Annotated in this window: 26 protein-coding genes; 11 read left to right on the forward strand and 15 right to left on the reverse strand. The window is 58.6% G+C overall.

What is annotated here, in order from left to right; all coding sequences use genetic code 11:
• Positions 1-8 precede the first annotated feature (8 nt).
• Positions 9-242 carry a YdcY family protein gene (locus ABLU73_RS17530; protein ID WP_004202765.1) on the reverse strand — a complete coding sequence of 78 codons (234 nt, stop codon included), beginning with the start codon at positions 240-242 and terminating at the stop codon, positions 9-11.
• Between the two features lie 16 nt (positions 243-258).
• The gene (locus ABLU73_RS17535) at positions 259-1,857 is read right to left on the reverse strand and encodes an ABC transporter substrate-binding protein (RefSeq protein WP_136022912.1); all 1,599 of its coding nucleotides are present in this window, start codon (positions 1,855-1,857) and stop codon (positions 259-261) included.
• Between the two features lie 269 nt (positions 1,858-2,126).
• Between ABLU73_RS17535 and ABLU73_RS17540 the strand changes: the two genes are divergently transcribed.
• Positions 2,127-3,560, forward strand: a complete 1,434-nt coding sequence (locus ABLU73_RS17540) for an aldehyde dehydrogenase (RefSeq protein WP_264924334.1) — start codon at positions 2,127-2,129, stop codon at positions 3,558-3,560.
• Positions 3,561-3,572: 12 nt separating this feature from the next.
• On the opposite strand, the gene ABLU73_RS17545 is transcribed toward ABLU73_RS17540, so the two are convergent.
• Positions 3,573-4,322 (reverse strand): alpha/beta hydrolase, encoded by a 750-nt coding sequence (locus ABLU73_RS17545; protein ID WP_017900486.1) that lies wholly within the window; start codon positions 4,320-4,322, stop codon positions 3,573-3,575.
• Between the two features lie 88 nt (positions 4,323-4,410).
• Positions 4,411-4,584, reverse strand: a complete 174-nt coding sequence (locus ABLU73_RS17550) for a GhoT/OrtT family toxin (RefSeq protein WP_004202771.1) — start codon at positions 4,582-4,584, stop codon at positions 4,411-4,413.
• Between the two features lie 195 nt (positions 4,585-4,779).
• Here ABLU73_RS17550 and yncL point away from each other — a divergent pair, with 195 nt between their 5' ends.
• Entirely contained in the window at positions 4,780-4,872 is a 93-nt protein-coding gene (yncL, locus tag ABLU73_RS17555) for a stress response membrane protein YncL (protein ID WP_002906891.1), read from the forward strand.
• Between the two features lie 51 nt (positions 4,873-4,923).
• Here yncL and ABLU73_RS17560 read toward each other — a convergent pair whose 3' ends face one another.
• The gene (locus ABLU73_RS17560; protein WP_065802479.1) at positions 4,924-5,175 is read right to left on the reverse strand and encodes a hypothetical protein; all 252 of its coding nucleotides are present in this window, start codon (positions 5,173-5,175) and stop codon (positions 4,924-4,926) included.
• 487 nt (positions 5,176-5,662) lie between these two features.
• Here ABLU73_RS17560 and ABLU73_RS17565 point away from each other — a divergent pair, with 487 nt between their 5' ends.
• Positions 5,663-5,785, forward strand: a complete 123-nt coding sequence (locus tag ABLU73_RS17565; RefSeq protein WP_004175940.1) for a small membrane protein — start codon at positions 5,663-5,665, stop codon at positions 5,783-5,785.
• 340 nt (positions 5,786-6,125) lie between these two features.
• On the opposite strand, the gene patD is transcribed toward ABLU73_RS17565, so the two are convergent.
• The 6 genes from patD to ABLU73_RS17595 form a co-directional block, all read right to left on the reverse strand.
• Positions 6,126-7,553, reverse strand: a complete 1,428-nt coding sequence (patD, locus tag ABLU73_RS17570) for an aminobutyraldehyde dehydrogenase (RefSeq protein WP_264924330.1) — start codon at positions 7,551-7,553, stop codon at positions 6,126-6,128.
• 22 nt (positions 7,554-7,575) lie between these two features.
• The gene (locus ABLU73_RS17575) at positions 7,576-8,382 is read right to left on the reverse strand and encodes an ABC transporter permease (RefSeq protein ID WP_017900483.1); all 807 of its coding nucleotides are present in this window, start codon (positions 8,380-8,382) and stop codon (positions 7,576-7,578) included.
• Positions 8,372-9,301 (reverse strand): ABC transporter permease, encoded by a 930-nt coding sequence (locus ABLU73_RS17580; RefSeq protein ID WP_004202776.1) that lies wholly within the window; start codon positions 9,299-9,301, stop codon positions 8,372-8,374. The genes ABLU73_RS17575 and ABLU73_RS17580 overlap by 11 nt, the downstream gene beginning before the upstream one ends.
• A 1-nt stretch (position 9,302) precedes the next feature.
• Complete coding sequence (locus ABLU73_RS17585) at positions 9,303-10,316, reverse strand: ABC transporter ATP-binding protein (RefSeq protein WP_264924328.1); 1,014 nt, start codon at positions 10,314-10,316, stop codon at positions 9,303-9,305.
• A 16-nt stretch (positions 10,317-10,332) separates the two neighbouring features.
• Positions 10,333-11,478: a putative ABC transporter substrate-binding protein YdcS gene (ydcS, locus tag ABLU73_RS17590; RefSeq protein ID WP_264924327.1), complete on the reverse strand. Its 1,146-nt coding sequence runs from the start codon at positions 11,476-11,478 to the stop codon at positions 10,333-10,335.
• A gap of 305 nt (positions 11,479-11,783) precedes the next feature.
• On the reverse strand, positions 11,784-13,196 hold the full coding sequence (locus tag ABLU73_RS17595; protein WP_017900480.1) for a PLP-dependent aminotransferase family protein: 1,413 nt from the start codon (positions 13,194-13,196) through the stop codon (positions 11,784-11,786).
• A gap of 720 nt (positions 13,197-13,916) precedes the next feature.
• Here ABLU73_RS17595 and ABLU73_RS17600 point away from each other — a divergent pair.
• From ABLU73_RS17600 to ABLU73_RS17620, 5 genes are all read left to right on the forward strand, one after another.
• On the forward strand, positions 13,917-15,314 hold the full coding sequence (locus ABLU73_RS17600) for a cytochrome ubiquinol oxidase subunit I (protein ID WP_023318407.1): 1,398 nt from the start codon (positions 13,917-13,919) through the stop codon (positions 15,312-15,314).
• Positions 15,314-16,324 carry a cytochrome d ubiquinol oxidase subunit II gene (cydB, locus tag ABLU73_RS17605; RefSeq protein WP_053810318.1) on the forward strand — a complete coding sequence of 337 codons (1,011 nt, stop codon included), beginning with the start codon at positions 15,314-15,316 and terminating at the stop codon, positions 16,322-16,324. The genes ABLU73_RS17600 and cydB overlap by 1 nt, the downstream gene beginning before the upstream one ends.
• A complete protein-coding gene (locus tag ABLU73_RS17610) occupies positions 16,324-16,449 on the forward strand; it encodes a DUF2474 domain-containing protein (RefSeq protein ID WP_004202785.1) in 126 nt (41 codons plus the stop codon). The genes cydB and ABLU73_RS17610 overlap by 1 nt, the downstream gene beginning before the upstream one ends.
• 96 nt (positions 16,450-16,545) lie before the next feature.
• Positions 16,546-16,830 carry a hypothetical protein gene (locus tag ABLU73_RS17615; RefSeq protein WP_049092986.1) on the forward strand — a complete coding sequence of 95 codons (285 nt, stop codon included), beginning with the start codon at positions 16,546-16,548 and terminating at the stop codon, positions 16,828-16,830.
• A 149-nt stretch (positions 16,831-16,979) separates the two neighbouring features.
• Positions 16,980-17,213, forward strand: coding sequence for a DUF2554 family protein (locus ABLU73_RS17620; protein WP_017900476.1), 234 nt, complete (start codon positions 16,980-16,982; stop codon positions 17,211-17,213).
• Positions 17,214-17,225: 12 nt separating this feature from the next.
• Here the strand turns inward: ABLU73_RS17620 and ABLU73_RS17625 are convergent, their stop codons facing one another.
• Positions 17,226-19,187 carry a U32 family peptidase gene (locus ABLU73_RS17625; protein WP_348850322.1) on the reverse strand — a complete coding sequence of 654 codons (1,962 nt, stop codon included), beginning with the start codon at positions 19,185-19,187 and terminating at the stop codon, positions 17,226-17,228.
• 33 nt (positions 19,188-19,220) lie between these two features.
• Here ABLU73_RS17625 and ABLU73_RS17630 point away from each other — a divergent pair, with 33 nt between their 5' ends.
• Complete coding sequence (locus ABLU73_RS17630) at positions 19,221-19,388, forward strand: hypothetical protein (protein WP_032425876.1); 168 nt, start codon at positions 19,221-19,223, stop codon at positions 19,386-19,388.
• A 10-nt stretch (positions 19,389-19,398) separates the two neighbouring features.
• On the opposite strand, the gene ABLU73_RS17635 is transcribed toward ABLU73_RS17630, so the two are convergent.
• Complete coding sequence (locus ABLU73_RS17635; protein WP_004202791.1) at positions 19,399-19,968, reverse strand: XRE family transcriptional regulator; 570 nt, start codon at positions 19,966-19,968, stop codon at positions 19,399-19,401.
• 184 nt (positions 19,969-20,152) lie between these two features.
• Here ABLU73_RS17635 and ABLU73_RS17640 point away from each other — a divergent pair, with 184 nt between their 5' ends.
• Positions 20,153-21,319 carry a benzoate/H(+) symporter BenE family transporter gene (locus ABLU73_RS17640; protein WP_124989281.1) on the forward strand — a complete coding sequence of 389 codons (1,167 nt, stop codon included), beginning with the start codon at positions 20,153-20,155 and terminating at the stop codon, positions 21,317-21,319.
• Here the strand turns inward: ABLU73_RS17640 and ABLU73_RS17645 are convergent.
• A complete protein-coding gene (locus ABLU73_RS17645; RefSeq protein ID WP_004202793.1) occupies positions 21,296-22,165 on the reverse strand; it encodes an AraC family transcriptional regulator in 870 nt (289 codons plus the stop codon). The genes ABLU73_RS17640 and ABLU73_RS17645 overlap by 24 nt on opposite strands.
• Before the next feature lie 185 nt (positions 22,166-22,350).
• Here ABLU73_RS17645 and ABLU73_RS17650 point away from each other — a divergent pair, with 185 nt between their 5' ends.
• Positions 22,351-23,247, forward strand: coding sequence for a DMT family transporter (locus ABLU73_RS17650; RefSeq protein ID WP_023318411.1), 897 nt, complete (start codon positions 22,351-22,353; stop codon positions 23,245-23,247).
• Positions 23,248-23,294: 47 nt separating this feature from the next.
• Here the strand turns inward: ABLU73_RS17650 and ABLU73_RS17655 are convergent, their stop codons facing one another.
• Entirely contained in the window at positions 23,295-23,963 is a 669-nt protein-coding gene (locus ABLU73_RS17655; protein ID WP_004202796.1) for a DUF3313 domain-containing protein, read from the reverse strand.
• Positions 23,964-24,162 lie beyond the last annotated feature (199 nt).

Here is a 24,162-nt window from a genome sequence, read left to right on the forward strand (position 1 = left end):
GCGCCTCTTCAGAGGATCGCGCCGCCTTTGGTCAACTGCTCGCGGCGCGCGTCCTGCTCTTCCTGATGCTGTCGGCCATGGTGGGCGATAGCGGTGCGCAGGCGCTGCTGCTGGGTATAGCGCTCCTCACGACTGAGTTGCGCGTCATCGCTCAGGGCGATCAGCAGCTCATTCATATGAGCGATAACCCCCTCGGCAATAGTGTCATCGACTTTGACGATAACCTCATCCAGATGTGCCATCCTGTTCTCCTTTCGCTTAATTCAGCTTCGCTTTGGAAAAATCGCTGCCCATCATGCTCACGCGGTAGCCGCTGACGTTGCTGCGGGTGGCATAGAAGGTCTTGCCGGTCGCCAGGGTGATCCACGGCGCCTGCTGGTAGAAGATCTCTTGCGCCTGTTCATAGAGCGTGGCGCGCGCCTGCGGATCGCTCACCAGCAGCGCTTTCTTCACCAGCGCGTCATACGACTTATCGCACCAGCGGGCGGCGTTAGAGCCGGTCTGGATATTATCACAGCTGAGCAGCGTGCCGGCAAAGTTGTCAGGGTCGCCATTGTCCGACATCCAGCCGTACAGCGCGCTATCGTGTTCACCTTTACGCATGCCGGCGAGGTATTCGCCCCACTCATAGCTGACGATCTTCGCTTTCACCCCGACTTTCGCCCAGTCATTTTGGATCATTTCAGCAATGCGTTTTGAGTTCGGGTTGTACGGACGTTGAACCGGCATCGACCACAGGGTCACTTCCGCCCCTTGCTCCAGACCCGCCTGCTTGAGCAGCGCTTTCGCTTTCTGCGGATCGTAGTCGTAGTCCGGGAGGTCTTTTTTATACCCGAGCATGGTGGACGGGATCGGTGACTTCGCCACCATACCGGAATCGAGGAACACCGCCTTAACGATCGCCTGCTTGTCGGTGGCATAGTTTAACGCCTGGCGCACCAGCACATTATCAAACGGTTTTTTCTCCGTGTTAAACGCCAGGTAGCCGACGTTCAGCGCCTCGACGGCGTGCAGCGCCAGATCTTTATTGCCCTTAATTACCGGGAACTGAACCGGCGAAGGCGCAGGAATAATCTGGCACTCGTTAGTCTGCAATTTCGCCAGGCGTGTCTCGACGTTTGGCGTGATGGAAAAGATTAAGTGCTTAGTCGGCACCTCGCCTTCCCAGTAGTGGGGATTGGCGATATAGCGGATTTGCGAATCCACTTTATACTGCTGCAGGGCATAGGGTCCGGTACCGACAGGCCAGTTATCAACGTTTTCCGGCGTCCCTTTCTTCAGCATCGCCTCGCCATACTCCGCCGACAGAATAGAGGCGAAGTCCATTCCCCAGACGGCAAGAAACGCCGCGTTCGGCTCGTTAAGTACGAACTGGACGTGATAGTCATCGACCTTTTTCACCGACTTAATCAGCTTATCGAGGCCCACGTCGTGGAAGTACTCATAGTTCCCCTGCGACACCTTGTGATAAGGATGCTGAGGATCCATCTGGCGCAGCACGGAAAACAGGACGTCGTCGGCGTTAAAATCGCGGGTCGGTTTGAAGAATTTATTGCTGTTGAACTTCACCCCCTGACGCAGCGTGAAGGTCCAGGTCTTGCCATCCTCAGAGACGTGCCACTCGGTGGCCAGCGACGGGATCGGCGTGTTCTTCACCGGGTCAAAAGTGACCAGGCGGTTATACAGCACCTGCGAGCTGGCGACGAACGACGGGCCGGAGCTGGCGATCTGCGGGTTGAAAGACTCCGGGGAGGCCTCTGAGCAATAGACCAGCGTATCATTGCCCGCGGCCCATGCGGCGCTGACCGGCAACAGCGCGCTCAGCAGCAGCGCCAGCGTGGTTTTCCCTGTAGACATGGTTATAAGTCCTGATTATTGATTATAAGAACAGTAATAACAGCACAGCCCCTCGCCACCGGCAAATAATCAATGGCTATCACCTTATGCCAATCGCGCTGAATTTGCTGGTTTAATCGGCGTCGCGCTGCTTTTTGCGTCAGGCACGATTGGGATGTTGTGAGCTACGCACAATTCCGGCAAAAAAATGTGCGATAACCGCCCCGCTCACGCTCGCCATCAGCGGCGACCGGTACACTGGAGGGACCGCAGAACAAGAGGTTACCCCCATGACAATCACCTGCAATCTGTACATTGATGGCCAGTGGCATGATGCCGAAGACCGTCGGACCTTCACCCGGCGCCACCCGGCCCAAGATGATGTCGCTTCGGTTGCCGCTGCCGCCAGTCTCGCCGACGGCAAACGCTGCGTCGAGGCCGCGGCCAGCGCCTTCCCACAGTGGCGCGATACGCTCCCGGCGGAACGGCGTCGCTTACTGCTCGACGCGGCGGAACATATGCTGTTGCGGGAGGCTAAATTTATCGCCGCCATGGCGGAGGAAACCGGCGCGACCGCGCACTGGGCCGGATTTAACGTCCATCTGGCGGCTGATATCCTGCGCGAAGCGGCGGCGCTGACCACCCAGATTGAAGGACAGATCATTCCATCCAACGTGCCGGGCAATCTGGCGATGGGCGTCCGCCAGGGGGCTGGCGTGGTGCTGGGCATGGCGCCGTGGAACGCGCCGCTGATCCTTGCCACCCGGGCGCTGGCGACGCCGCTGGCCTGCGGCAACACGGTGATCCTCAAGGGCGCTGAGCTCTCCCCGGCGACACAAGGATTGATTATCGACGCCCTCGACGCGGCGGGCTTCCCGCCGGGTGTGGTGAACTATCTTACCTGCGCGCCGCAAGACGCGCCGGCGCTGGTGGAGTCGCTGATCGCCCATCCGGCGGTGCGGCGCGTCAACTTTACCGGCTCCACGCCGGTGGGGCGGATTATCGCCCGCACCTGCGGGCAGTATCTGAAACCAGCGGTGCTGGAGCTCGGTGGTAAAGCACCGCTGCTGGTCCTCGACGATGCCGATATCGAACAGGCGGCGGCGGGCGCCATTTTTGGCGCCTTCGCCAACGCCGGACAGATCTGCATGTCCACCGAGCGCATTATTGTCGACAACGCCGTGGCGGAGCGCTTTATCCCTCTGCTGGCCAGGCGCGCCGCCTCTCTCCCCGCCAGCCTGACCGGCCCGGTGGTCGACATGAATACCGTCACCCGCTGCAACGCGTTAATCGACGATGCCTTAGCCAAGGGCGCCCGCCTGCTGACCGGCGGTAAAGCCAGCGATACCCACATGGCGCCGACCTTACTGGACGGCGTCACCCGCGAGATGCGGCTGTGGAACGAAGAGTCCTTCGGCCCGGTAAAAGCGATTATTCGGGTTAATAATGACGAAGAGGCGCTGGCGGTAGCCAACGACAGCGAATATGGCCTTTCCGCGGCGGTCTACAGCCGCGACAGCGCCAGAGCGTGGAACCTGGCGCAACGTCTGCAAACCGGCATTTGCCATATCAATGGTCCAACCGTTCATGATGAAGCGCAGATGCCGTTTGGCGGCTGCAAAGCCTCCGGCTATGGCCGGTTCGGCGGCCGGGCCGGAATTGCAGAATTCACTGAGCTGCGCTGGATAACGCTCCAGACCCAGCCCCGCGAACTGCCTTTCTGACGCCGTCTCCCCTTAGCCGTGGCTGGCGATGAGTTGCGCCAGCCCTTCCGGGTTTTCCCACGCCATCGAGTGCCCCGCGTGGGGCACAATCCCGACCGGGATCCCGTGCGCCTCTGCCCGTTCGATATCCGCATAAGGGAGCGACTGCTCGCCGACGATCAGCATCTTCTGACAGCGCAGCTGGCAGAGCTGGGTAAACCAGGGCGTGTCGCTGCCGTTTATCAGGCTGCTGGCGGCTCGCCAGACGGCCCAGGGGGCGCTGTTTTGCAAACAGCCGGCCCACGGCGAGCGCTCTTCCGCCAGCATCCTGGCGTAACCTTCAGCGATAAAGGCCCCCTCTGCCTGCGCCGCAATGCGTCTGCTGTACTCACCGCCTCCGGCGAACAGGTTGGGTTCAGACACCAGCAGCGTCGTCACTCGCTCCGCCAGCAGCCCTGCCGCTTCGATGGCGATGCTTCCACCCATGCTATGCCCATACAGCGCGAAGCGCTGCAGGCGCAGGTGGTTGAGGACCTGCTCCACAGCTTGCGCTTGCTTATGTATGTTGTAACTAAAGTCGTGCGGTTTATCGCTGTAGCCGAAGCCCGGGAGGTCGATAAGTATTTTGCGCCGCCCGTTGAGCGCGGGGTCGCTGGCGACGCGGGGGTAGTCGTAAGAGGACGCGCAGCCGAGGCCGTGGATAAACACCAGCGGAAGCCCCTCTCCCGGGAGATCGAGCCAGCGCAATGTGGCGCCTGCGACGGACGAAAAGAAACCGTTCACCTGTTTGCCTCCATGATAAGGTTACTGTGTTTTTATACAGTAACCTTACCTTTGCCGCCACCCTTTTCTGTCGTCCGCCGCCGGAAGGTTAAAACAGCGAGACGAGCAGCGCCATGGGGAAGCTGAACGGCCAGGTGGCACCGATCAACAGAGCCGCCAGCAGGCGGATCACCCAACTCTCTTTGGTTAAAAACCAGCTAATTACGGCACAGATCACGCCCATAATGGCGTAAAACACCAACATTTTTTGATATAACGTCATTCTTAGTTTTCCTTCCCTGAGGAGCGTTCCATGGTGGGATAATTATCTGCCATGACGTCGTGATTCAGAGATACCTGTATAACAAATTCAGAATCGGGCTCAATATTCAGAACAAAGCCTGATTCGTCTTAATCCGATAGCGCAACCGCGCCCGCCGTACTATACCTTTAGGGGCTTACTCATTAAGGTGGCGTTATGGATGTCTCCAGCAAGACCGTCGTTATGATTAATGTCTGCGCCGCGTTCGCGCTTATCAGCCTGCTGTCGGTGAGATTTGGCTGGTTTTAATCATTTTACTCAGCAACGAAACCTAAAAAAGCAGCCCAGTGGGCTGCTTTTTTACGTGCGGAGGCTGGCGCCATTATCAGAGTCATAAACGCTACGGGCTGAATGGCCTGCGATAATAACCTTGTTCAGCTCAGGGTTATAATGAGGCAGAACATTCACTTTCTCATTATCCCATTCGGCGGCGGCGCAGACGGCCTGCCCCACTCCCGCGTTCTCACAGCCCTGAATACGTTTTGCCGGCGCGTTACCATAGCTCAGCGCCACGGTGCCGACAGCCAGCAGAATAAAAGCAAAAATTTTCACAGCGACATCAACGTTAAAACTGAATATGCAGGAAATGATCGCATGAGCGGCGGCGGAAAGTCAAACCCGGGAGGGTGCGCTACCGCGCTGGCGCGTATGGTGGATTGATTCGTCGGTGATTAAATATTGCGAATAAATATCACCCGCTGACTGCAAATATAAAAGCCTTATTTATAGTCGTGAAATAGTTTCTGTTCAGCGCAATCTGATTCATCTGATAAAGATAATATTTCGCCAATCGCAAATGAAAAGATTAGCGCGCGTTGACCGAAAATGCGATATACCACGCTGGCGCTGGATCTGAATAAGATAACAGGCGGCTACAAGCTATTGTAACCAAACCTTTTCCTGTCTGGCCTCGCTGGCCAGGGCCCAAAATAGCGCTAAATGACAACAAATATCATTTGCCTTCTCTGCAGAGAATACTTACATTCATAACTATTGGTAATGTTTTTAGCGCAGTGCGCTTTTATATTTCGAGGTGGATATGTCCGGAATCATCACGCTGGTCATCGCGCTGATCCTGCTGGTCGCGGCGGTGTATAATCTTATTTCCTATATACGTGACCGTCGCAGCGCCAGCTTGCCGAGCAAAAAAACCAAACGCTGAACACGGTTAAAACAAATTCCTCCCTGCTCCAGCGTCGCTGGCATCCTCCTCTTCCTGGCTTACTGTGGACATAAAAAAGCCCCTGCCATCAGGCAGGGGCTGGTATCCGGTCGCAAACCGCGACGTTGCCGCCTCACCCGCAGGGCGCGATGCGCCCAGGGTGGCTGGCGAACCCCATCCGGCGCTTATCTCCGGCACTCACGATGGCTTAGCTCTTGAAGGGGTATTAGAATAATCTCACATCCCCCGCCGCGAGTTTTAACCATTTTTGCCATCGTGACTATTAGCGCACTAACACACCCATTGCGTAATAATCTTTTGCCGCTTAAGGGTCAATCCGTTAGCCATGTTTAACCATCACATGGCGAACCACGGTGTAATCCTCAAGGCCATACATCGACATGTCTTTCCCGTAGCCCGACAGCTTCTGGCCGCCATGCGGCATTTCACTCACCAGCATAAAGTGGGTGTTGACCCAGGTGCAGCCGTACTGCAGCCTGGCGCTGAGCTGGTGGGCGCGGCCAACATCTTTCGTCCACACCGAAGAGGCCAGCCCATACTGGGAGTCATTTGCCCAGCTCAGGGCCTGCGCTTCATCGCTGAAAGGCGTCACGCTGACCACCGGGCCAAACACTTCGCGCTGCACGATAGCGTCCTCCTGCCGGGCGCCGGCGAGCAGCGTCGGCTGGAAATAATAGCCGGCGCCATCAGCCCGATTGCCACCGGTAACCACTTTAATATGCGGTAGCGCCTTTGCGGCTTCCACCGCGGCGCTGACCCGCTCAAGATGGGCCAGCGAGCTCAGCGGCCCCAGCTCGGTGGCGGCATCCTCCGGCGCCCCCATTTTCAGGCTGGCCACCGCCGCCCCAAGTTTCTCCACCAGCTGCTCATAAATACCCTGCTGGGCGTAGATCCGGCAGGCGGCCGTACAGTCCTGGCCGGCGTTGTAAAACCCGAAGGTCCGAACGCCATCCACTACCGCGTCGATATCCGCGTCGTCAAAGACGATGACCGGCGCCTTACCGCCCAGCTCCATATGGGTACGTTTTATCGACGAGGCGGTATGGCCGATGATATGGGCGCCGGTGGCAATCGACCCGGTCAGGGAAACCATCCGCACTTTCGCGTGAGCGGTCAGCGGATCGCCCACCGTTTTGCCGCGGCCGAACAGTACGTTGATCACCCCTTCCGGGAAAATATCTTTTGCCAGCTCTGCCAGCTTCAGCGCCGTCAGCGGCGTGATCTCGGAGGGTTTTATCACCACACAGTTGCCTGCCGCCAGCGCCGGGGCCAGCTTCCAGGCCGCCATCATCAGGGGATAGTTCCACGGCGCGATGGAGGCTACCACGCCCACCGGGTCGCGACGGATCATCGAGGTATGCCCTTCCAGATACTCTCCGGCCGCCATCCCCGGCAGGCAACGGGCGGCGCCGGCGAAGAAGCGGAAAACGTCCGCAATGGCCGGCATCTCATCGTTAAGCACGCAGTGCAGCGGCTTGCCGCAGTTCAGCGACTCCAGCTGCGCCAGGGGCTCCGCCTGCGCCGCGATGGCATCCGCCAGCTTCAGCAGACATTCCGCGCGCGTTTTCGGCGTCGTCTGGCTCCAGGCATCAAACGCCCGATCCGCCGCCTCAACGGCGGCATCCACCTGGGCCGCTGTCGCTTCGGCAATCTCCAGGATCACATCGCCGGTCGCAGGGTTGTATACCGGCACCTTTTCGCCTTCACCTGCCACTAACTTACCGTTTATTAAGAGGTTGTGTTGCATAGCATTATCCTGTTTCATGGTTTTATTTCCCGTTTCCGGCGACGTTATCGCCGTCGCGGGTGAGCCACCAGGCCCCTAAGATTGGTATCGTTGTTACCAGCATCACCAACAGCGCGACAACGTTGGTAACGGGCACATCTCGCGGCCGCCCCAGCTGATTCAGTAACCACAGCGGCAAGGTTCGCTCATGCCCCGCGGTAAAAGTCGTGACGATGATTTCATCAAATGACAGGGCGAATGCCAGCATCCCGCCCGCCAGCAGCGCCGAACCCAGATTGGGTAGCACCACGTAGCGAAAGGTCTGCCAGCCAGTCGCCCCCAAATCCATCGAGGCCTCCACCAGGCTCCAGGAGGTCCTGCGGAAGCGAGCGATGACGTTGTTAAACACCACCACCACGCAGAAGGTCGCGTGCCCCACCACGATGGTCAGCAGACCAGGCTCCAGGCCGACCGCTTTAAAGGCTGTCAGGAGCGCCAGGCCGGTTATAATCCCCGGCAGGGCGATGGGCAGCAGCAGCAGTAGCGACACCGCGTTCTTACCAAAAAAGGTGCTCCGCCACAGGGCGCCTGCAGCAAGCGTGCCAAGCACTAAGGCAATGGCCGTCGACAGGGCGGCGATCTTAAGTGACAACGTCACTGCTTCCAAAATATCGCTGCGCCCTGCCGCCTCACTGAACCAGCGCAGCGTCAGCCCCTGCGGCGGAAAGCTGAAGGCAGCATCTTCGGTATTAAAAGCATAGATGGCGATGATCAGCAGCGGAAAGTGGAGGAACACCACCCCTCCCCATGTCGCCAGTTTCAGGTACCAGGGTGCGCGTTCAGAGTGCATCGAAGGCTCCCAGACGTTTCACGAACGCCAGATAAAGGGCAATCAGCACGATCGGCACGAGGGTAAACGCCGCCGCCATCGGCATATTGCCGATCGCCCCCTGCTGCGAGTAGACCATATTGCCGATAAAGTACCCCGGCGGGCCGACCAGTTGCGGCACGATAAAATCGCCCAGCGTCAGCGAAAAGGTGAAGATCGACCCTGCGGCAATTCCGGGAATAGCCAGCGGCAGGACCACGTAGCGAAAGGTCTGCCGTGGGGCAGCGCCAAGATCGGCCGAGGCCTGCAGCAGAGAGCCCGGAATACGCTCCAGCGCCGCCTGCACCGGCAGGATCATAAAAGGCAGCCAGATGTAGACGAAGACCAGAAAGCGTCCGAGGCCGGAAGTGGATAAGGTGTTGCCGCCCACCGCCGGGACGGTCAACAGAGCGTTCAGCGCCCCTTCCAGCCCGAGATGGCCGAGGAACCACTGCGCTACGCCATCTTTGGCCAGCAGCAGCACCCACGCGTAGGCCTTGACGATATAGCTGGCCCACATCGGCAGCATGACCGCGATATAAAAGAAGGCCTTCATTTTGCCGCTGGTGTAGCGCGCCATATACCAGGCCATCGGCAGCGCCAGCAGGGCGCTGGCCAAGGTCACGCACAGCGCCATCACCAGGGTGCGGACGATAATGTCGTAGTTGGCGGGGTTGAACAATGCCTGCAGGTTGGCCAGCGTAAAGTCGCTGGTCACCGACATGGTGAAGTCGTCAAAAGTGTAGATACTCTGCCACAGCAGGGTCAGCAGCGAGCCCAGATAGACGATGCCAAACCACATCAACGGCCCAAGCAGCAGCAAAAACAGGCCCAGCGCCGGCCGGCGCCAGAAGATCCCCGATACGCGTCCGGCCTGCGCAGGAACAATCGCCATGGTCATCTCAGCCTCCGCTTTCCAGCGGGCTCATCGCCGCCCGCGACCATGACGCCTGCACCGTTTGCCCGGTTCGAGGAACGCTCGCCGCCGCCGCGCCGTCGATATTGGCCTGGCTAACCAGCAGCTTGTCGCCATCCGCCAGCCGGAGCTCGATCCGCGTCGCCGCCCCCTGATACTGTACCGCCTGAACCACGCCCTGCACCTGCACCTCCCCGCCGCCCTGCAGGCGAACATGCTCCGGGCGCAGCGACCAGCAGCCCGCCAGGCCGCATAACCGCCGGGCCGCCTCGGCCTCAAAGACGTTGGCGGTGCCGACAAAACCGGCGACAAAGGCGGTCTTCGGATGCAGATAAAGATCCTGCGGGGCGTCCACCTGCTCAATGCGCCCGTTGTTAAACACCGCCACGCGATCGGACATCGACAGCGCTTCGCTCTGGTCGTGTGTAACGAAGATGAAGGTGATCCCCAGCGACTGCTGTAGCTTTTTCAGCTCCACCTGCATCTGCTCGCGCAGCTTTAAATCCAGAGCGCCCAGCGGCTCGTCGAGCAGCAGCACCCGCGGCTGGTTCACCAGCGCCCGGGCGATGGCGACCCGCTGCCGCTGACCGCCGGAGAGCTGGGAGGGCTTGCGATGGTGCGCAAAACCGAGGGCCACTTTCTCCAGCGCTTCCTGGGCGCGGGCATGGCGCGCTTTCTTCGCCACGCCTTTGACCATCAGGCCGTAAGCAACATTGTCGAGGATCGACATATGGGGAAACAGCGCATAGTCCTGGAACACGGTATTGACGTCCCGCTGCCAGGGCGGCAGCTCGCTGGCCGGCTGACCGAAGATCCGGATGGTGCCGCCGGAGAGCTGCTCAAAACCGGCAATCAGCCGCAGGCAGGTGGTTTTCCCCGAGCCCGAAGGTCCCAGCATGGAGAAAAACTCGCCGTCGCGGATGCCAATGCTGACCCCGTCCACCGCCCGCACATCGCCATACACGCGCGATACATTCTGAAACTCGACCGCGTACGTCATTGTTTGCCTCCGATCCTTAGCGGCCGCCCATTATCGCAATGTAGTCCTGCGTCCAGCGGCTGTAGGGAACGTATTTCCCCCCCTCGGCAACCGGCGTTTTCCAGAAGTGGATGCGGGCAAACTGGTCATAGCCGTTGGTCTCACAGCCCTTCTCTCCGAGCAGCGCGCTGGCTTTACAGCCCTCAGGCACCACCGGCAGCGAGCCGAACCAGGCCGCTACATCGCCCTGCACCTTCGGCGTGAGCGACCAGTTCATCCATTTATAAGCGCAGACCGGGTGCTTCGCCTCGCTGTGCAGCATGGTGGTATCCGCCCAGCCGGTCACCCCCTCCTTCGGAAATACGGTAGCGACAGGCTGGCCTTCCGCCTTCAGGCCGTTGGCCTGATAGGGCCACGAGCTGGAGGCGGCCACCCCTTCGTTTTTGAAGTCGTTCATCTGCACGGTGGCGTCATGCCAGTAGCGGTGGATCAGCGGTTGCTGGTCACGCAGCACCTTCAGCACCGCGTTGTACTGGGTTTCGGTCAGTTGATAGGGATCTTCGATCCCCAGCTGCGGTTGGGTGGCTTTGACAAACAGCGCAGCGTCGGCGATATAGATCGGGCCATCATAGGCCTGCACCCGCCCCTGATTGGTTTTGCCATCCGGAAGATCCTGCTTCACGAAGACCACGCTCCAGCTGTCCGGCGGCGTCGGGAATACGCGGGTGTTGTACATCAGCAGATTCGGTCCCCACTGATACGGCGTGCCGTAAACTTTGCCCCCGACGTTAAACCATGCCCCTTGCGCAATGCGCGGGTCGAGAGTGCGCCACCCGGCAATCAGCGCTGTGTTAATCGGTTGAACGCGTTTGCCCATGATCAGACGCAGCGAAGCATCGCCCGAGGCAGTCACCAGATCGTAGCCGCCCTTGGCCATCAGGCTAACCATTTCGTCAGAGGTGGCGGCAGTTTTCACATTAACCTGACAGCCGGTCTCTTTTTCAAACTGGCTGACCCAGTCGTACTGCTTGTCGGTCTGACCGCGTTCGATATACCCCGGCCAGGCGATAATATCCAGGCGCCCTTCCGGTTTATCCAGCGAGGTGAGTGGCTCAGCCGCCTGTACGGTCAGGCAGGCCATCCCCAGCACATAAAGGCTGCAACGGGCCAATTTTTTGCTCATCAGGTGTTACTCCTGTCACAAGGGAATTAGCGGCAGCCGTGCCGTAAAAATATCTCCTGAAATAAGGGTAGTCAGCGGATTAACGCCCTCGGGGGAATTTATTCAGGTTGTGACCCGGGACGCATTACGCAAAAATCGCCAACACAAGAATGACTTTATGGATTATAGACAACGAGTTAGAGAAAAAGGAGGGGTATGCATATTTCCTATGGTGAGCGCCGGTAAAATAATGACCGGCCTCGATAAAAAAAACTCTTCGTTTATTTATAGCGATTGGTTATCGCGGCGAAAAATAGCCAAAGCGATCAGGTAAGCTGCTCACGAATTAGTTCACCCAGCCGCTTCACCCCTTGCTCTTCGCGTTCTCCCCAGCCCCAGGCGGTATTGAAACGGAAAAACGAGGTCCAGCTGGCAGAGGTGGAAAACATTTTTCCCGGAGCGATGCTGATGTGCGACGCCAGCGCCCGGGCGCTCAGCACGCTGGCATCCGCCCCTTCCGGTAGTTCGATCCACAGAAAATAGCCGCTGTCGCTGTGATGAATAGTGACCTCCGGCGGCAGATGGCGCAGCAGCGCCTGCCAGGCCTGCTGTTTACGTTCCGCCAGCTGGCGACGGAGACGGCGCAGATGGGCGTCGTAGCGTTTGGTCGACAGGTAATCCACCAGGGCTAATTGCATCGGCGAGCTGGTGGAGAGCGTACTCATCAGCTGCAGCTGCTGGATCCGTCGCGCCTGTTTCCCGGCAGCCACCCAGCCGATACGAAAGCCGGGCACCAGACATTTTGAAAACGAACTGCAGTGCAGCGTCATATCCTGTTGATCCCAGAACTTCGCCGGCAACGGCTTCTCGCGGCCAAAATAGAGCTCACTGTAAACATCATCTTCAATCAGCATCACGTTATAGCGCGCCAACAATGCCACCAGCGCCGCTTTTTTTTCGGCGCGGAGGGTGAAGCCGAGCGGGTTCTGACCGTTGGTCATCAGCCAGCAGGCCTTGACCGGATAGTTTTGCAGGGCCGCCTCCAGCGCCGTCAGGTCAATGCCCTCCTTGACGTCGGTGGCCACCGACAGCGCCTTCAGGCGCAGCCGCTCCAGCGCCTGCAGGGCCCCGTAAAAACAGGGATTTTCCACCACCACCCAGTCCCCCGGCTCGGTCACCGCCTGCAGGCTAAGGTTTAACGCCTCCAGCGCTCCGGCGGTAATGACGATCTCGTCGGGCGAGACGTTCATCCCCTGCAGAGCATAGCGCCGGGCAATGGCGTGCCGTAGCTCCGCGTTGCCCGGCGGCAGGTTCTCAATCACGCTCATGGCGGTGGCGGTTTTACTCACCTGCGCCAGCGAACGGTTAAGCTGCTGGAGCGGAAAGAGGCGCGGATCCGGGAAGGCCGAGGCAAAGGGCAGCATTGACGCCTGGCGGCTGGCCTGAAGCACCTCAAAGATGTAGGTATTGATATCAACCGCTTCATCGCGGGTCACCTGGGCAGGCGGCGCCGGCTGACGAAGCTTCACCGGCTGGGGGGCGACGTAATACCCTGACTGTGGTCGGGCGACGATGCGCCCCTGGCTTTCCAGTAGCTGATAGGCATGGCTGACGGTCATAAAGCTCATGCCGCTGCTGATCACCTGCTCGCGCAGCGAGGGGAGCCGATCGCCCGGCAACCAGACGCCCAGCGCGATCTGGTCGGTCAACTGCTGCGCCAGCTGTTGATACTTTTTCATTGTTACCCTTTCCTTGCTGCAACCTCCTTTTATCATATATCAGTTGTTATAAATTAACAGTTTTAAGAAACTGTTATGTAAAACAGCGCAACCCTATCGCACAGAAAGCCTCCAGGCCGGAGTTACGCGAAAATTGCCCAAAACAACGTAATTATACCCAACCAAAAAATGAGCATGATACCGAGCGTAATACATAAACTATGTAATCCTTTTTCTGACATGTACATTCCTTTGTATTGATATCCTGAGAATAAAATACAAAGCGCGGTAAAAGACGACAATTTAAAATTATTTAATTCACAATTAACTGCCTCATATTTTTTACTGTTCCTAATACTAATAAATGAGTTGAGTCATAAACTTTTATGAATAAAGTACCGACAAGAAATGCTCTGACTGTCGTGCTCTGAGGATATTGTCCAAAAAACCCGAATGGCCATACCCGCCTCAGTTCAGGTCTAAGCCAATTCGTAAGCCTGCGATAATTAAAGGATATATATAATCCATATTTCCCCATGGCCAATAATTTGGTTGTGCTTTCAGGGTTGAAAAAAAGCGCGACTCCCCCGAGGGGCAGTACTGCGCCGAATGTCCCGGAGACAGGCAAAAAGATCATAACAGCCGCTAACTGTTATGCTAAAAAATGGCCCGACTGCCTCTGCCCCCTTGCCGCCGCCCTGCCTAAAATTGCGCTGAATCAATTTTGTTGTGGAGTCCTGCATGTTCGGTCTTGATGCATTCCATCTGGCGCGAATTCAATTCGCCTTTACGGTCTCGTTTCATATTATCTTTCCCGCCATCACCATTGGCCTGGCGAGCTACCTGGCGGTTCTCGAAGGCCTGTGGCTGAAAAGCAAAAATCCCACCTGGCGCTCGCTGTACCATTTCTGGTCGAAGATCTTCGCCGTCAACTTCGGTATGGGAGTGGTATCCGGGCTGGTGATGGCCTATCAGTTCGGCACTAACTGGAGCGGTTTCTCGCAGTTCGCGGGCAGCATCACCGGCCCCCTGCTGACCTATGAAGTCCTGACGGCGTTCTTTCTCGAAGCCGGTTTTCTCGGGGTCATGCTCTTCGGCTGGAACCGGGTGGGGCCGGGGCTGCACTTTTTCGCCACCTGCATGGTAGCCCTGGGGACCATCATCTCAACCTTCTGGATCCTCGCCTCCAACAGCTGGATGCAGACTCCGCAGGGATTTGAAATCGTCGATGGCCAGGTGGTGCCCGTCGACTGGCTGGCGGTGATTTTTAACCCGTCGTTCCCCTACCGCTTACTGCACATGACGGTGGCGGCATTTCTCAGCAGCGCGCTGTTCGTCGGCGCCTCGGCGGCCTGGCATCTGCTGCGCGGCAATCAGTCGCCAGCGATCCGCAAGATGTTCTCCATGGCGCTATGGATGACGCTGCTGGTCGCGCCGGTCCAGGCGCTGATCGGCGATATGCATGGCCTGAACACCCTGAAACACCAGCCGGCAAAAATCGCCGCCATTGAGGGCCACTGGGAAAACCCGCCCGGCGAGCCTACGCCATTATTGCTGTTTGGCTGGCCAGATATGGAGCAGGAGCGCACCCGCTACGGGCTTGAGATCCCGGCGCTGGGCAGTCTGATCCTCACCCATAGCCTGGATAAACAGGTGCCGGCGCTGAAGGAGTTCGCCCCTGAGGATCGGCCAAACTCCACCGTGGTGTTCTGGTCATTTCGCCTGATGGCCGGTCTGGGTATGCTGATGCTGCTGCTCGGGGTGCTGGCCCTGTGGCTGCGCCGTGGCGACCGGCTGTACCACTCGCGGCCGTTTCTGCGCTTCGCCCTGTGGATGGGCCCCTCAGGACTGATTGCCATTCTCGCCGGCTGGGTGACCACCGAAGTGGGCCGCCAGCCATGGGTAGTGTATGGCGTTCAGCGCACCGCCGAGGCCGTTTCCGCCCACGGCGATCTGCATATGTCGGTCAGTTTGTTGACCTTTATTGTGGTTTATAGCGCCGTCTTCGGCGTCGGCTACAGCTATATGCTGCGCCTGATCCGCAAGGGGCCGCAGGCGGTGCAACCCGCGACAACCGGTACGCCAGCCCGCCCGCTGTCCGCCGCTACTGAAGGTTATCTGCAGAAGGAGTCCCGCTAATGGGTATCGAATTATCGGTGATCTGGTTCGTGATTATCGTCTTTGCCACGCTGATGTACATCGTCATGGACGGCTTTGATCTGGGCATTGGCATACTGTTCGGCACGGTCCAGGGCAGCACAGAGCGCGACGTGATGGTGAACAGCGTCGCCCCGGTTTGGGATGGCAATGAGACCTGGCTGGTGCTGGGCGGCGCCGGTCTGTTTGGCGCCTTTCCTCTTGCCTACGCGGTGATTATCGACGCCCTGTCGATCCCCCTGACCCTGATGCTGATCGGCCTGATCTTTCGCGGCGTGGCCTTTGAATTTCGTTTCCAGGCCACGCCGTCGCACCGGCCATTCTGGGACCGCGCCTTCTTTGGCGGTTCCCTGCTGGCGACCTTCAGCCAGGGCGTGGTGGTCGGAGCGGTGATCGACGGTTTTACCGTCAGCGGTCGCGCCTTCAGCGGCGGCATGTTTGACTGGCTGACCCCGTTCAACCTCTTTTGCGGACTCGGGCTGTGCGTGGCCTATGCGCTCCTCGGCGCCACCTGGCTGGTAATGAAGAGCGAAGGCGCGCTGCAGCAGCGGATGCGCAGGGCGTCGCGGCAGATGCTGGTCGCGCTGCTGGGGGTATTTGCCGTCATCAGCCTGTGGACGCCGCTGGCGCACCCGGCGATCGCCGCCCGCTGGTTCAGCCTGCCGAATCTCTATTTCCTGCTGCCGGTGCCGCTGCTGGTGCTCCTGATTAGCGCCTGGCTATGGCGCACGCTACCTCTGCATGACCGCCATGTCTCGCCTTTCACCCTGACGCTGGGCCTGGTGTTTCTCGGCTTTAGCGGACTGGGGATCAGCATCTGGCCGCATATTATTCCGCCGTCGATCACCCTGTGGCAGGCCGCCGCCCCGCCGCAAAGCCAGGGCTTTATGCTGGTGGGCGCGCTGCTGATTATTCCGGTTATTCTTGGCTATACCTGCTGGAGCTATTACGTGTTCCGCGGCAAAGTCCAGCCCGGGGAGGGGTATCATTGATGAAAACCGTCTGGTCCAAACGTCTGCTGTGGCTGATCGCGCTGTGGGGAGGCAGCGTGCTGACGCTGGCCGCCATCAGCCTGCTATTTCGCCTGCTGATGACCGCCGCAGGTCTTAAAGTTTGAACCGGGATGCAGAGTATTCCGGATCTGGACTTCTCCATCTTGTCTTCACTTTTACCTGCTGAAATACGCGGACACATCAGAATAAAGGATATTGCTATGAAGAAGTTAGCTTTACTCTCCGCCGCGTTGACGCTGGGACTATCGTCATGGGCTTTCGCTGCCGACAACCCGCCGCCGCCGCCAGAAAAAGGCGCGCACCATCAGGGTAAATTGCCGGCGAAAAAGGGCCAACACGACGGTAAGCAAGTGCAACACAACGGCAAGCAGCCGCAGCATGATGGCAAGCAGCCGCAACGAGACGGCAAACAACCGCAGCATGGTGGTAAGCAGCCGCCAAAAGGCGGCGAGCACAGCGGGAAACCACTGCCGCCAAAAGCGTAATCCCTCAGGCCTGGCCTTCTACGCCAGGCTTTTTTCACCCTCTTTCAGCAGACATTGACAAACCCTTGCCCTTCTTTGATAAACCGGGAAAAAAACCTGCACAGCCCCTGGCATAGTAAGCCCACGCCATTGATTCGCAGAGAAAAGGTATGTTGAGAAGAAGCACGAGTGCCCTGCTGTTGTTGTGCGCGCTATTTTCCGGGCATCTGCTGGCCCACCGTCAGGGGCACGATTACTTTCCGGTACAGGGTCTCGAACAGCAGCTGCTGCATGAGGCGGATAGCGATGAGCTTCGCAGCCGGTGCGAAGAGAACGCCGCCGACCTGCGCGAGCATCACCGCTGGCAGGACGCCCGCAAACCGCGGGCATCACACAGCCAGTAGCGTCGCCGCAGATCAGGCCCCTTTGCGCTTCGGCAGGGTCTTCATCAGCTCGTCAGGGCTAACGGAGGCCACGATGCTCCCCGGATGCGGCATTTTGAGGATATGGTTTTTGATCTTGCCGACCACGTGCATTTCGCACGGACGGCAGTCAAACTTCAGGGTCAACATTTCATCGCCATGGATCAGCTGCATCGGCGTGGCTTTCCAGCTCTTGATGGAGCCTTTCGCCTGTTTCGGACAGAGATTGAAGGCAAAGCGCAGGCAGTGTTTGGTGATCATCACCGGCACATCGCCCTTCTCTTCGTGCGCTTCATAGGCGGCATCAATCAGCTGCACGCCATAGCGCTGGTAGAACGCCCGCGCCTTATGGTTATAGACGTTGGCGAGGAAGGAGAGATGGGTCTCCGGGTAAACCGGGGGCGGCACGGAGACCGGCTTGCGGGTACCGCGCTGCCAGGCGTTGAGACGCGCGTCATCCAGCATTTCGGCGGTTTCACGACGCAGCTGGTTGAGCAGGCTGTTGGGAACAAACAGCGGCGGCAGGTTGACCTGCACATCGCGCGCATAATAAATGGTTTGCCCCAGTTTTGTGACACCGTCACGCAGGTTGGTTAGCGCTTTCTCTGCCTGGTTAGCTTCGGCAAACACCCCGTCAAGGGTATGGGTCACGCTGACGCCATCTTCACAGGTCATGGTGAGAACCAGCTGCTCCTGCCAGCCGCTTAGGGTGACGTCTACGGCGATGCGGCGTTCGCTGGAGGTCTTCAGCAGCGCCTGCTGCCAGTTGTGGTCGAGGTTGCGGTTAAGCGCCTGATGCGGACGCACTTTATGCAGATCCGCAGGCATCTCGTTCGGCCACACTCGATAGCGATTTTCGCCAGTTTTTTCCACGGTATTGGCGCGGAAACCCACCACTTCGCGCTTAATCATCACGTTAAGGCCGTCGCCGTTGGTTAACGGTTCGCTAACCTCGACGTCGAGATGGTCTTTACCCACCTTCAGCACTTCGCCCACCGGCAGTCCGATAAATTTTGGCGAATCAAAGGCGCCGATATCGCCTTTACGGGCATTAACGAAGTAGTCGGTGCTGCCGCGGTGGAAGGTTTTATCGGTGGACGGGATAAAGAAATGCTCAGTGCGGCCGGCTGAAGCGCGCGCGAGGTCGCCGCGGTCTTCGATTATGGCGTCCAGCATCTGGCGGTAGTGAGCGGTGATGTTTTTCACGTAGCTCATGTCTTTGTAACGGCCTTCAATTTTGAAGGAGCGTACCCCGGCGTCGATCAGCGCCGCCAGGTTGGCGGTCTGGTCGTTGTCTTTCATCGACAGGAGATGCTTTTCATAGGCCACCACGCGCCCCTGATCGTCCTTCAGGGTATACGGCAGGCGACAGGCCTGCGAGCAGTCGCCGCGGTTGGCGCTGCGTCCGGTCTGGGCGTGGGAAATGTAGCACTGGCCGGAATAGGCCACGCACAGTGCGCCATGGATAAAGAATTCAATGGTGGCGTCAGTATTATCGTAGATGGCTTTGATTTGACTGAGGTTCAGCTCGCGCGCCAGCACGATCTGGCTGAAGCCGGCGTCTGAGAGAAACTTTGCTTTCTCCACGCTACGGATATCGCACTGGGTGCTGGCGTGCAGCTCGATTGGCGGCAGATCCAGCTCCATGATCCCCATATCCTGAACAATCAGCGCATCGACGCCCGCGTCATAGAGATCCGTGATCAGCCGCTGCGCCGGCTCCAGCTCATCGTCATGCAGAATGGTGTTCAGCGTCACAAAGACCTTGGCGCCAAAGCGATGGGCGAAAGGCACCAGCCCGGCGATGTCACTCAGGCTGTTGCTGGCGTTGTGGCGGGCGCCAAAGCCAGGTCCACCGATATAAACGGCGTCAGCGCCGTGAAGGATCGCTTCGCGAGCGATACCGGCGTCGCGGGCAGGACTAAGAAGTTCAAGACGATGATTGTGCAGGCGCATACGCGTGTTGTTATCCAGTATAAGGGGGTCGAAATGGCGGCTATTGTAGTCAGAACCGGGCGCAGACGAAAACCTTTTCCGCCGTCATGGGACGACGAATTTTCAGTTTTCAGCAAAGTATTGAAGGAAAAGATATTTCCTTCAAATCACCGTACAGAGTACTGTCATTACGTATTCCGGATTTTCCTCGTCACGTTGTGAGTGGTTATCATCAGTCATCTTGTCTGGCCGCGGGTTCGCCCGCGGTTTTTTCTTTTGGATAATGGATAAGCGAATGGAAATGAGCCGCCAGGACGCCGCTGTTCCGATAGGCATGCGCCGCATCGCCGGCAAAGCGCCGACCCTCACCCGCCTGCAGCGAGTGCCATTCCCCCTGTAAGCAGAGCTCCAGAGTACCGCTAATCACCACCACATGCTCAATCACCCCTTGTTCATGCGGCGTCGATTCACTCAACGCCCCGGGAGCGAGGGTTATCGAGAAATGATCAAAGCGCAGCTCCGGGTCCCACGGAAAGACCGGGGTTACCACCATCGCCTGCTGCTGCGGGTCAAACGCGGAGGGCGCCACGCTGTCATCCGGAACGATAAATGCCGAAAACGGCACGTTCAGCCCGGTGGCAATCTTCCACAGCGTCGCTACCGTCGGACTCGATTCATTCCGCTCTATCTGCCCGAGCATGGCTTTCGACACCCCGGTCTCTTCCGCCAGACGCGACAGGCTCCAGCCGCGCTGCTGACGCAGATGTTTGAGGGTGGCCGCCAGATGTTGCGCAATATTCATCCTACCTCCTGATTTTTCAGCCCAGAGTATACCCCCATTTGCCTCATTCTACAGGGCGATTAGCGGCATCGCGGGCCGTTTGCGACGAGCGCCTCGGTGGCGCTACCCTCACGCCGCGGATAGCTTGTGCGCTATAACGTACATTGATAGAGTAAACGGACGTTATAACGCACAAGAGAAAACTATGCGCTCGTTTACCGTTCCGCTTCCCACCCTGTTCGCCGGCTTCGTCGCCGTGCTGGTGGGCTACGCCAGTTCTGCCGCCATCATCTGGCAGGCCGCCGCGGCCGCCGGCGCCACGCCCGGGCAGATCGCCGGCTGGATGACGGCCCTGGGCCTCGCCATGGGCGTCAGCACCCTCGCGTTGAGCGGCTGGCGAAAAGTGCCGGTGCTCACCGCCTGGTCAACGCCGGGCGCCGCCCTGCTGGTCAGCGGCCTGCAGGGGGTGACCCTCCCCGAGGCGGTGGGGGTATTTATCTTCGCCAATGCGCTGATCGTCCTCTGCGGCGTCACCGGCCTGTTTGCCTGGCTGATGAAAATCATTCCCCATTCGCTGGCCGCCGCAATGCTGGCCGGCATTCTGCTGCGTTTCGGTTTGCAAGCCTTCGCCGGCTTCCAGGATCATCTGCTGCTGTGCGGCGGCATGCTCGCCGCCTGGCTTCTGTGTAAGGCGCTGTGGCCCCGCTTCGCCGTGGTGGCCGCGCTGGCTGCGGGGGCGCTGATAGCCGCGGTCTCCGGGGAGGTGACCAGCACCGCTGTGCCGCTGGCGTTTGTCGCACCGGAATGGATCGCCCCGCAGTTTACCCCGGCGCTGCTGCTCAGCGTCGGCCTGCCGTTCTTCCTCGTCACCATGGCTTCACAGAACGCGCCCGGGTTCGCTACCCTGCAGGCAGCAGGCTATGTCGTACCGGTCTCCGCGCTGATCGTTGTCTGCGGGGGGCTGGCGCTGCTGCTGGCGCCGTTTGGGGTCTACTCCATCTGTATTGCGGCGATCACTGCCGCCATCTGCCAGAGCCCGGAAGCGCACCCGGATCCCCAGCAGCGCTGGCTGGCGGCCATGGCTGCCGGCGGTTTTTATCTGCTGGCCGGTCTGTTCGGGGGATCGATCACTGCGCTGATGTCGGCCCTGCCGACAGCGTGGATCCAGATGCTGGCCGGCCTGGCGCTGCTCGGCACCATCGGCGGTAGCCTGTTTCAGGCGGTACACCAGGCCAGTGAGCGCGACGCGGCGGTGCTGACCTTTCTGATCACCGCCAGCGGGGTGACGCTGGCGGGAATTGGTTCGGCGTTCTGGGGCGTGGTGCTCGGCGGAGTGAGCTACGGCGTGTTATCCGCGCTGCGCCGCCCGTAGCTGGGAGGGCGTCAGGCCGGTGGCGGCTTTGACCCGATGGCTGAAATGGCTGGCGGAGCTGAAACCGCAGGCCAGAGCGATCTCGGTGAGCGGCAGCGCGCTGTGGCAGATCAGGTTTTGCGCCTTCGCCATTCGCTGCTGCATCACATATTGATGCGGAGCCATATTCAGCGACTGGCGGAACATACGGGCAAAATGAAATTCACTCAGTCCCGCCTGCTGCGCCAGGTCGGCCAGGGTCAACGGCTGATCGAGATGAGCGTCGATCCAGGCCAGTACGTGACGCTTCACCCCTGGCGCCAGTCCTCCTGTGACCGAGGGCAAGCGCCACTGCACTGTGGAATAGTGCTGGATCAGATGGGTGAGCAACAAACTGCTGGCGGCGCTAAGGGTCAGCTGGTTCGCCGGCTGTCGCCAGTCATTAGCCAGCAAAAACTGACGATACACGCTGGTGATTTTGTCATCGCTGGCGAAGGTTTTTTCCTGCAGGGTGAAGTTAGCCGGGCTGCGATCCCACACTTCCTCCCCAACGCGGCGCAGATGCGCATCGGTACAATAGAGATGGACAAACGACAGATCGCCGCGGATATCCCAGACGCTTTCATCGCCTTTCGGCATCAGGCAAAAGCGATCCGGGCCGCCGCCATTCTTCCAGCCGTGCGGCGTCTTTTGATAGCTTTCATAACCATCGGCGATGTACAGGCTTAAGGTATGATGATCGCTGCGCACCGTCACGGTATCGCAGTTGTTATACCACGCGGCCAGTTGAATACCGGAATTCAGCTCCACGGTGCCCTTCAGCACCGCATTCTGTCGCCGTAATGTTTCAAACGTCCCGTAACCCATCGCCTTCACACATCTGTTCTGTCAAGAAAACTCTAGTCTAGGGAGACTGCGATGCGGTTTCCAGTCCTCACCGCCGGCAAAAGACAAATAAGCGCAAGAATTTGCAAGCCGACAACAAGCGGATGAAAGCCGCAGGTTGCGGCAGGCGGCATACTCCTCCATTCAACAAGCAGAGGAGAACCAGGGTGAACGCATTACTTTATGCACTCGTTGTCGTTATCTGGGGGACGACGTGGATTGCTATTTTTTTACAGCAGGGGCCGGTGGCGGCGCCGGTATCGATATTCTGGCGTTTCGCCGTGGCCAGCGTCACAATGCTGGCGATTCTGCTCGTCACGCGACGTCTGCGGCCGCTGGGCGCGAAGGACCATTTCTGCTGCCTGCTGCAGGGCTGCTGCGTCTTCTGCTTCAATTTCTGGTGCTTTTATACCGCCGCCGCCTGGATCAACACCGGTCTGGAATCGGTGATCTTTTCCATGGCGGTACTGTTTAACGCCATCAACAGCTTTCTTTTCTTCCGCCAGCAGCCGCCGGGACGCTTCTGGGCTGCCGCCGCGCTCGGTCTGGCCGGTATCGTCACCCTGTTCTGGGATGACCTGCTGGCCAACGGGCTAAACGCTACGCTACTGTGGGGGATCGGTCTGAGCGCGCTGGGCACCTATGGCTTTTCGCTGGGCAATATGTTCAGTATTCGTCACCAGCGGCGGGGGCTGGAGACGCTGACCACCAACAGCTGGGCGATGCTGTACGGCACGCTGGTGATGGGGGCTATCGCTCTGCTCCGCGGGGATAATTTCATGCCGGAGTGGACCGTCAGCTATCTTGGCGCCCTGCTTTACCTGGCGCTGTTCGGCTCAGTTGTCGCCTTCGGCGCCTATTTCACCCTTGTAGGGCGCATCGGCGCCAGCAAAGCCGCCTACAGTACGCTGCTGTTTCCGCTGGTCGCCCTGTCCATCTCCACCGTCTATGAAGGGTATGTATGGCACAGCAACGCCGTTATCGGACTGGCGCTGATCCTGTTGGGTAATCTGGTGATGTTTGCCAAACCGGAACAGCTGCTGCTGCGCCGAAAGCTGGCCTGAAACGGCGGAAGATAAATCAGCGCCGTCGGCAGACGGCGCTGACGAGATTACCGCTGGGAAGGGTCGAATTTGACGGCGTCTACCGCCATATCATCGATCACCTGCTTCATGGTTTCGATAGTCAGCGGCGTGTTTTCATTGGCCAGGGTTTTGCCCTCACCTTTACGAACCACTTTGATCACCGGCTTGTTGGTGCTGGCGTCAATCAGTTCGGCTTCAAAATAGAGGTCGGTGTCCATCGTACGATGGCCGGTGGCGGCTTGAGTACCGGCAACAATCATCGCTACCGGAACCACTTCATAGAACTGCAGCCCTTCTTTGCTGGAGTCCACTCCGGTAATCGCCCCGCGGAAAATAAGGCTACGCTTGCCGGCGGTGGTTGCCAGCGGTTTACGCTCGGAAATGGCCTGTTTGAGCTGTTTGTTGGTGTAATTCAAAATATCCTGCAGCGCCTTTTCACCCACCTGGGTCGTCGGCTTCGGTACCGGATAGTACGTCACCGGATGGTAGACGACATTATCGTAGTTGGCCGGATTGTAGTTTGGATCGATCCAACGCAGCTCCGACTTACCGGAGGCAGTGGTGGCTTCTTTCAGGTTGGAATAGTCTTTTAAAAAGCCCGAATACTGATTCGGTTGCGCCAGTTTGGACGCACAGCCCGTCAACGCTAACATCCCCGCCAGAGCGGCGACTTTAAATAACACGCGAGTACGCATAAAGAGATCCCTGTAAATGCAGTTTTTTCGGCAGACGTTATAGCAGATAAGACCCACTAGTTTTGTGACAAAATGAGGGCTTCGTCAAGGAAGATATACAAATATTGATGGGATCAACATTACGTTATTAAATAATTACTTAAAACGTTAACAGGTCGGCTTTAACCTTTCTTTTCAGCGAGGATTTTCGCGCTTCTTG

The sequence above is a fragment of the Klebsiella sp. GG_Kp175 genome, from assembly GCF_040062325.1.
Taxonomy (GTDB): Bacteria; Pseudomonadota; Gammaproteobacteria; order Enterobacterales; family Enterobacteriaceae; genus Klebsiella; species Klebsiella quasipneumoniae.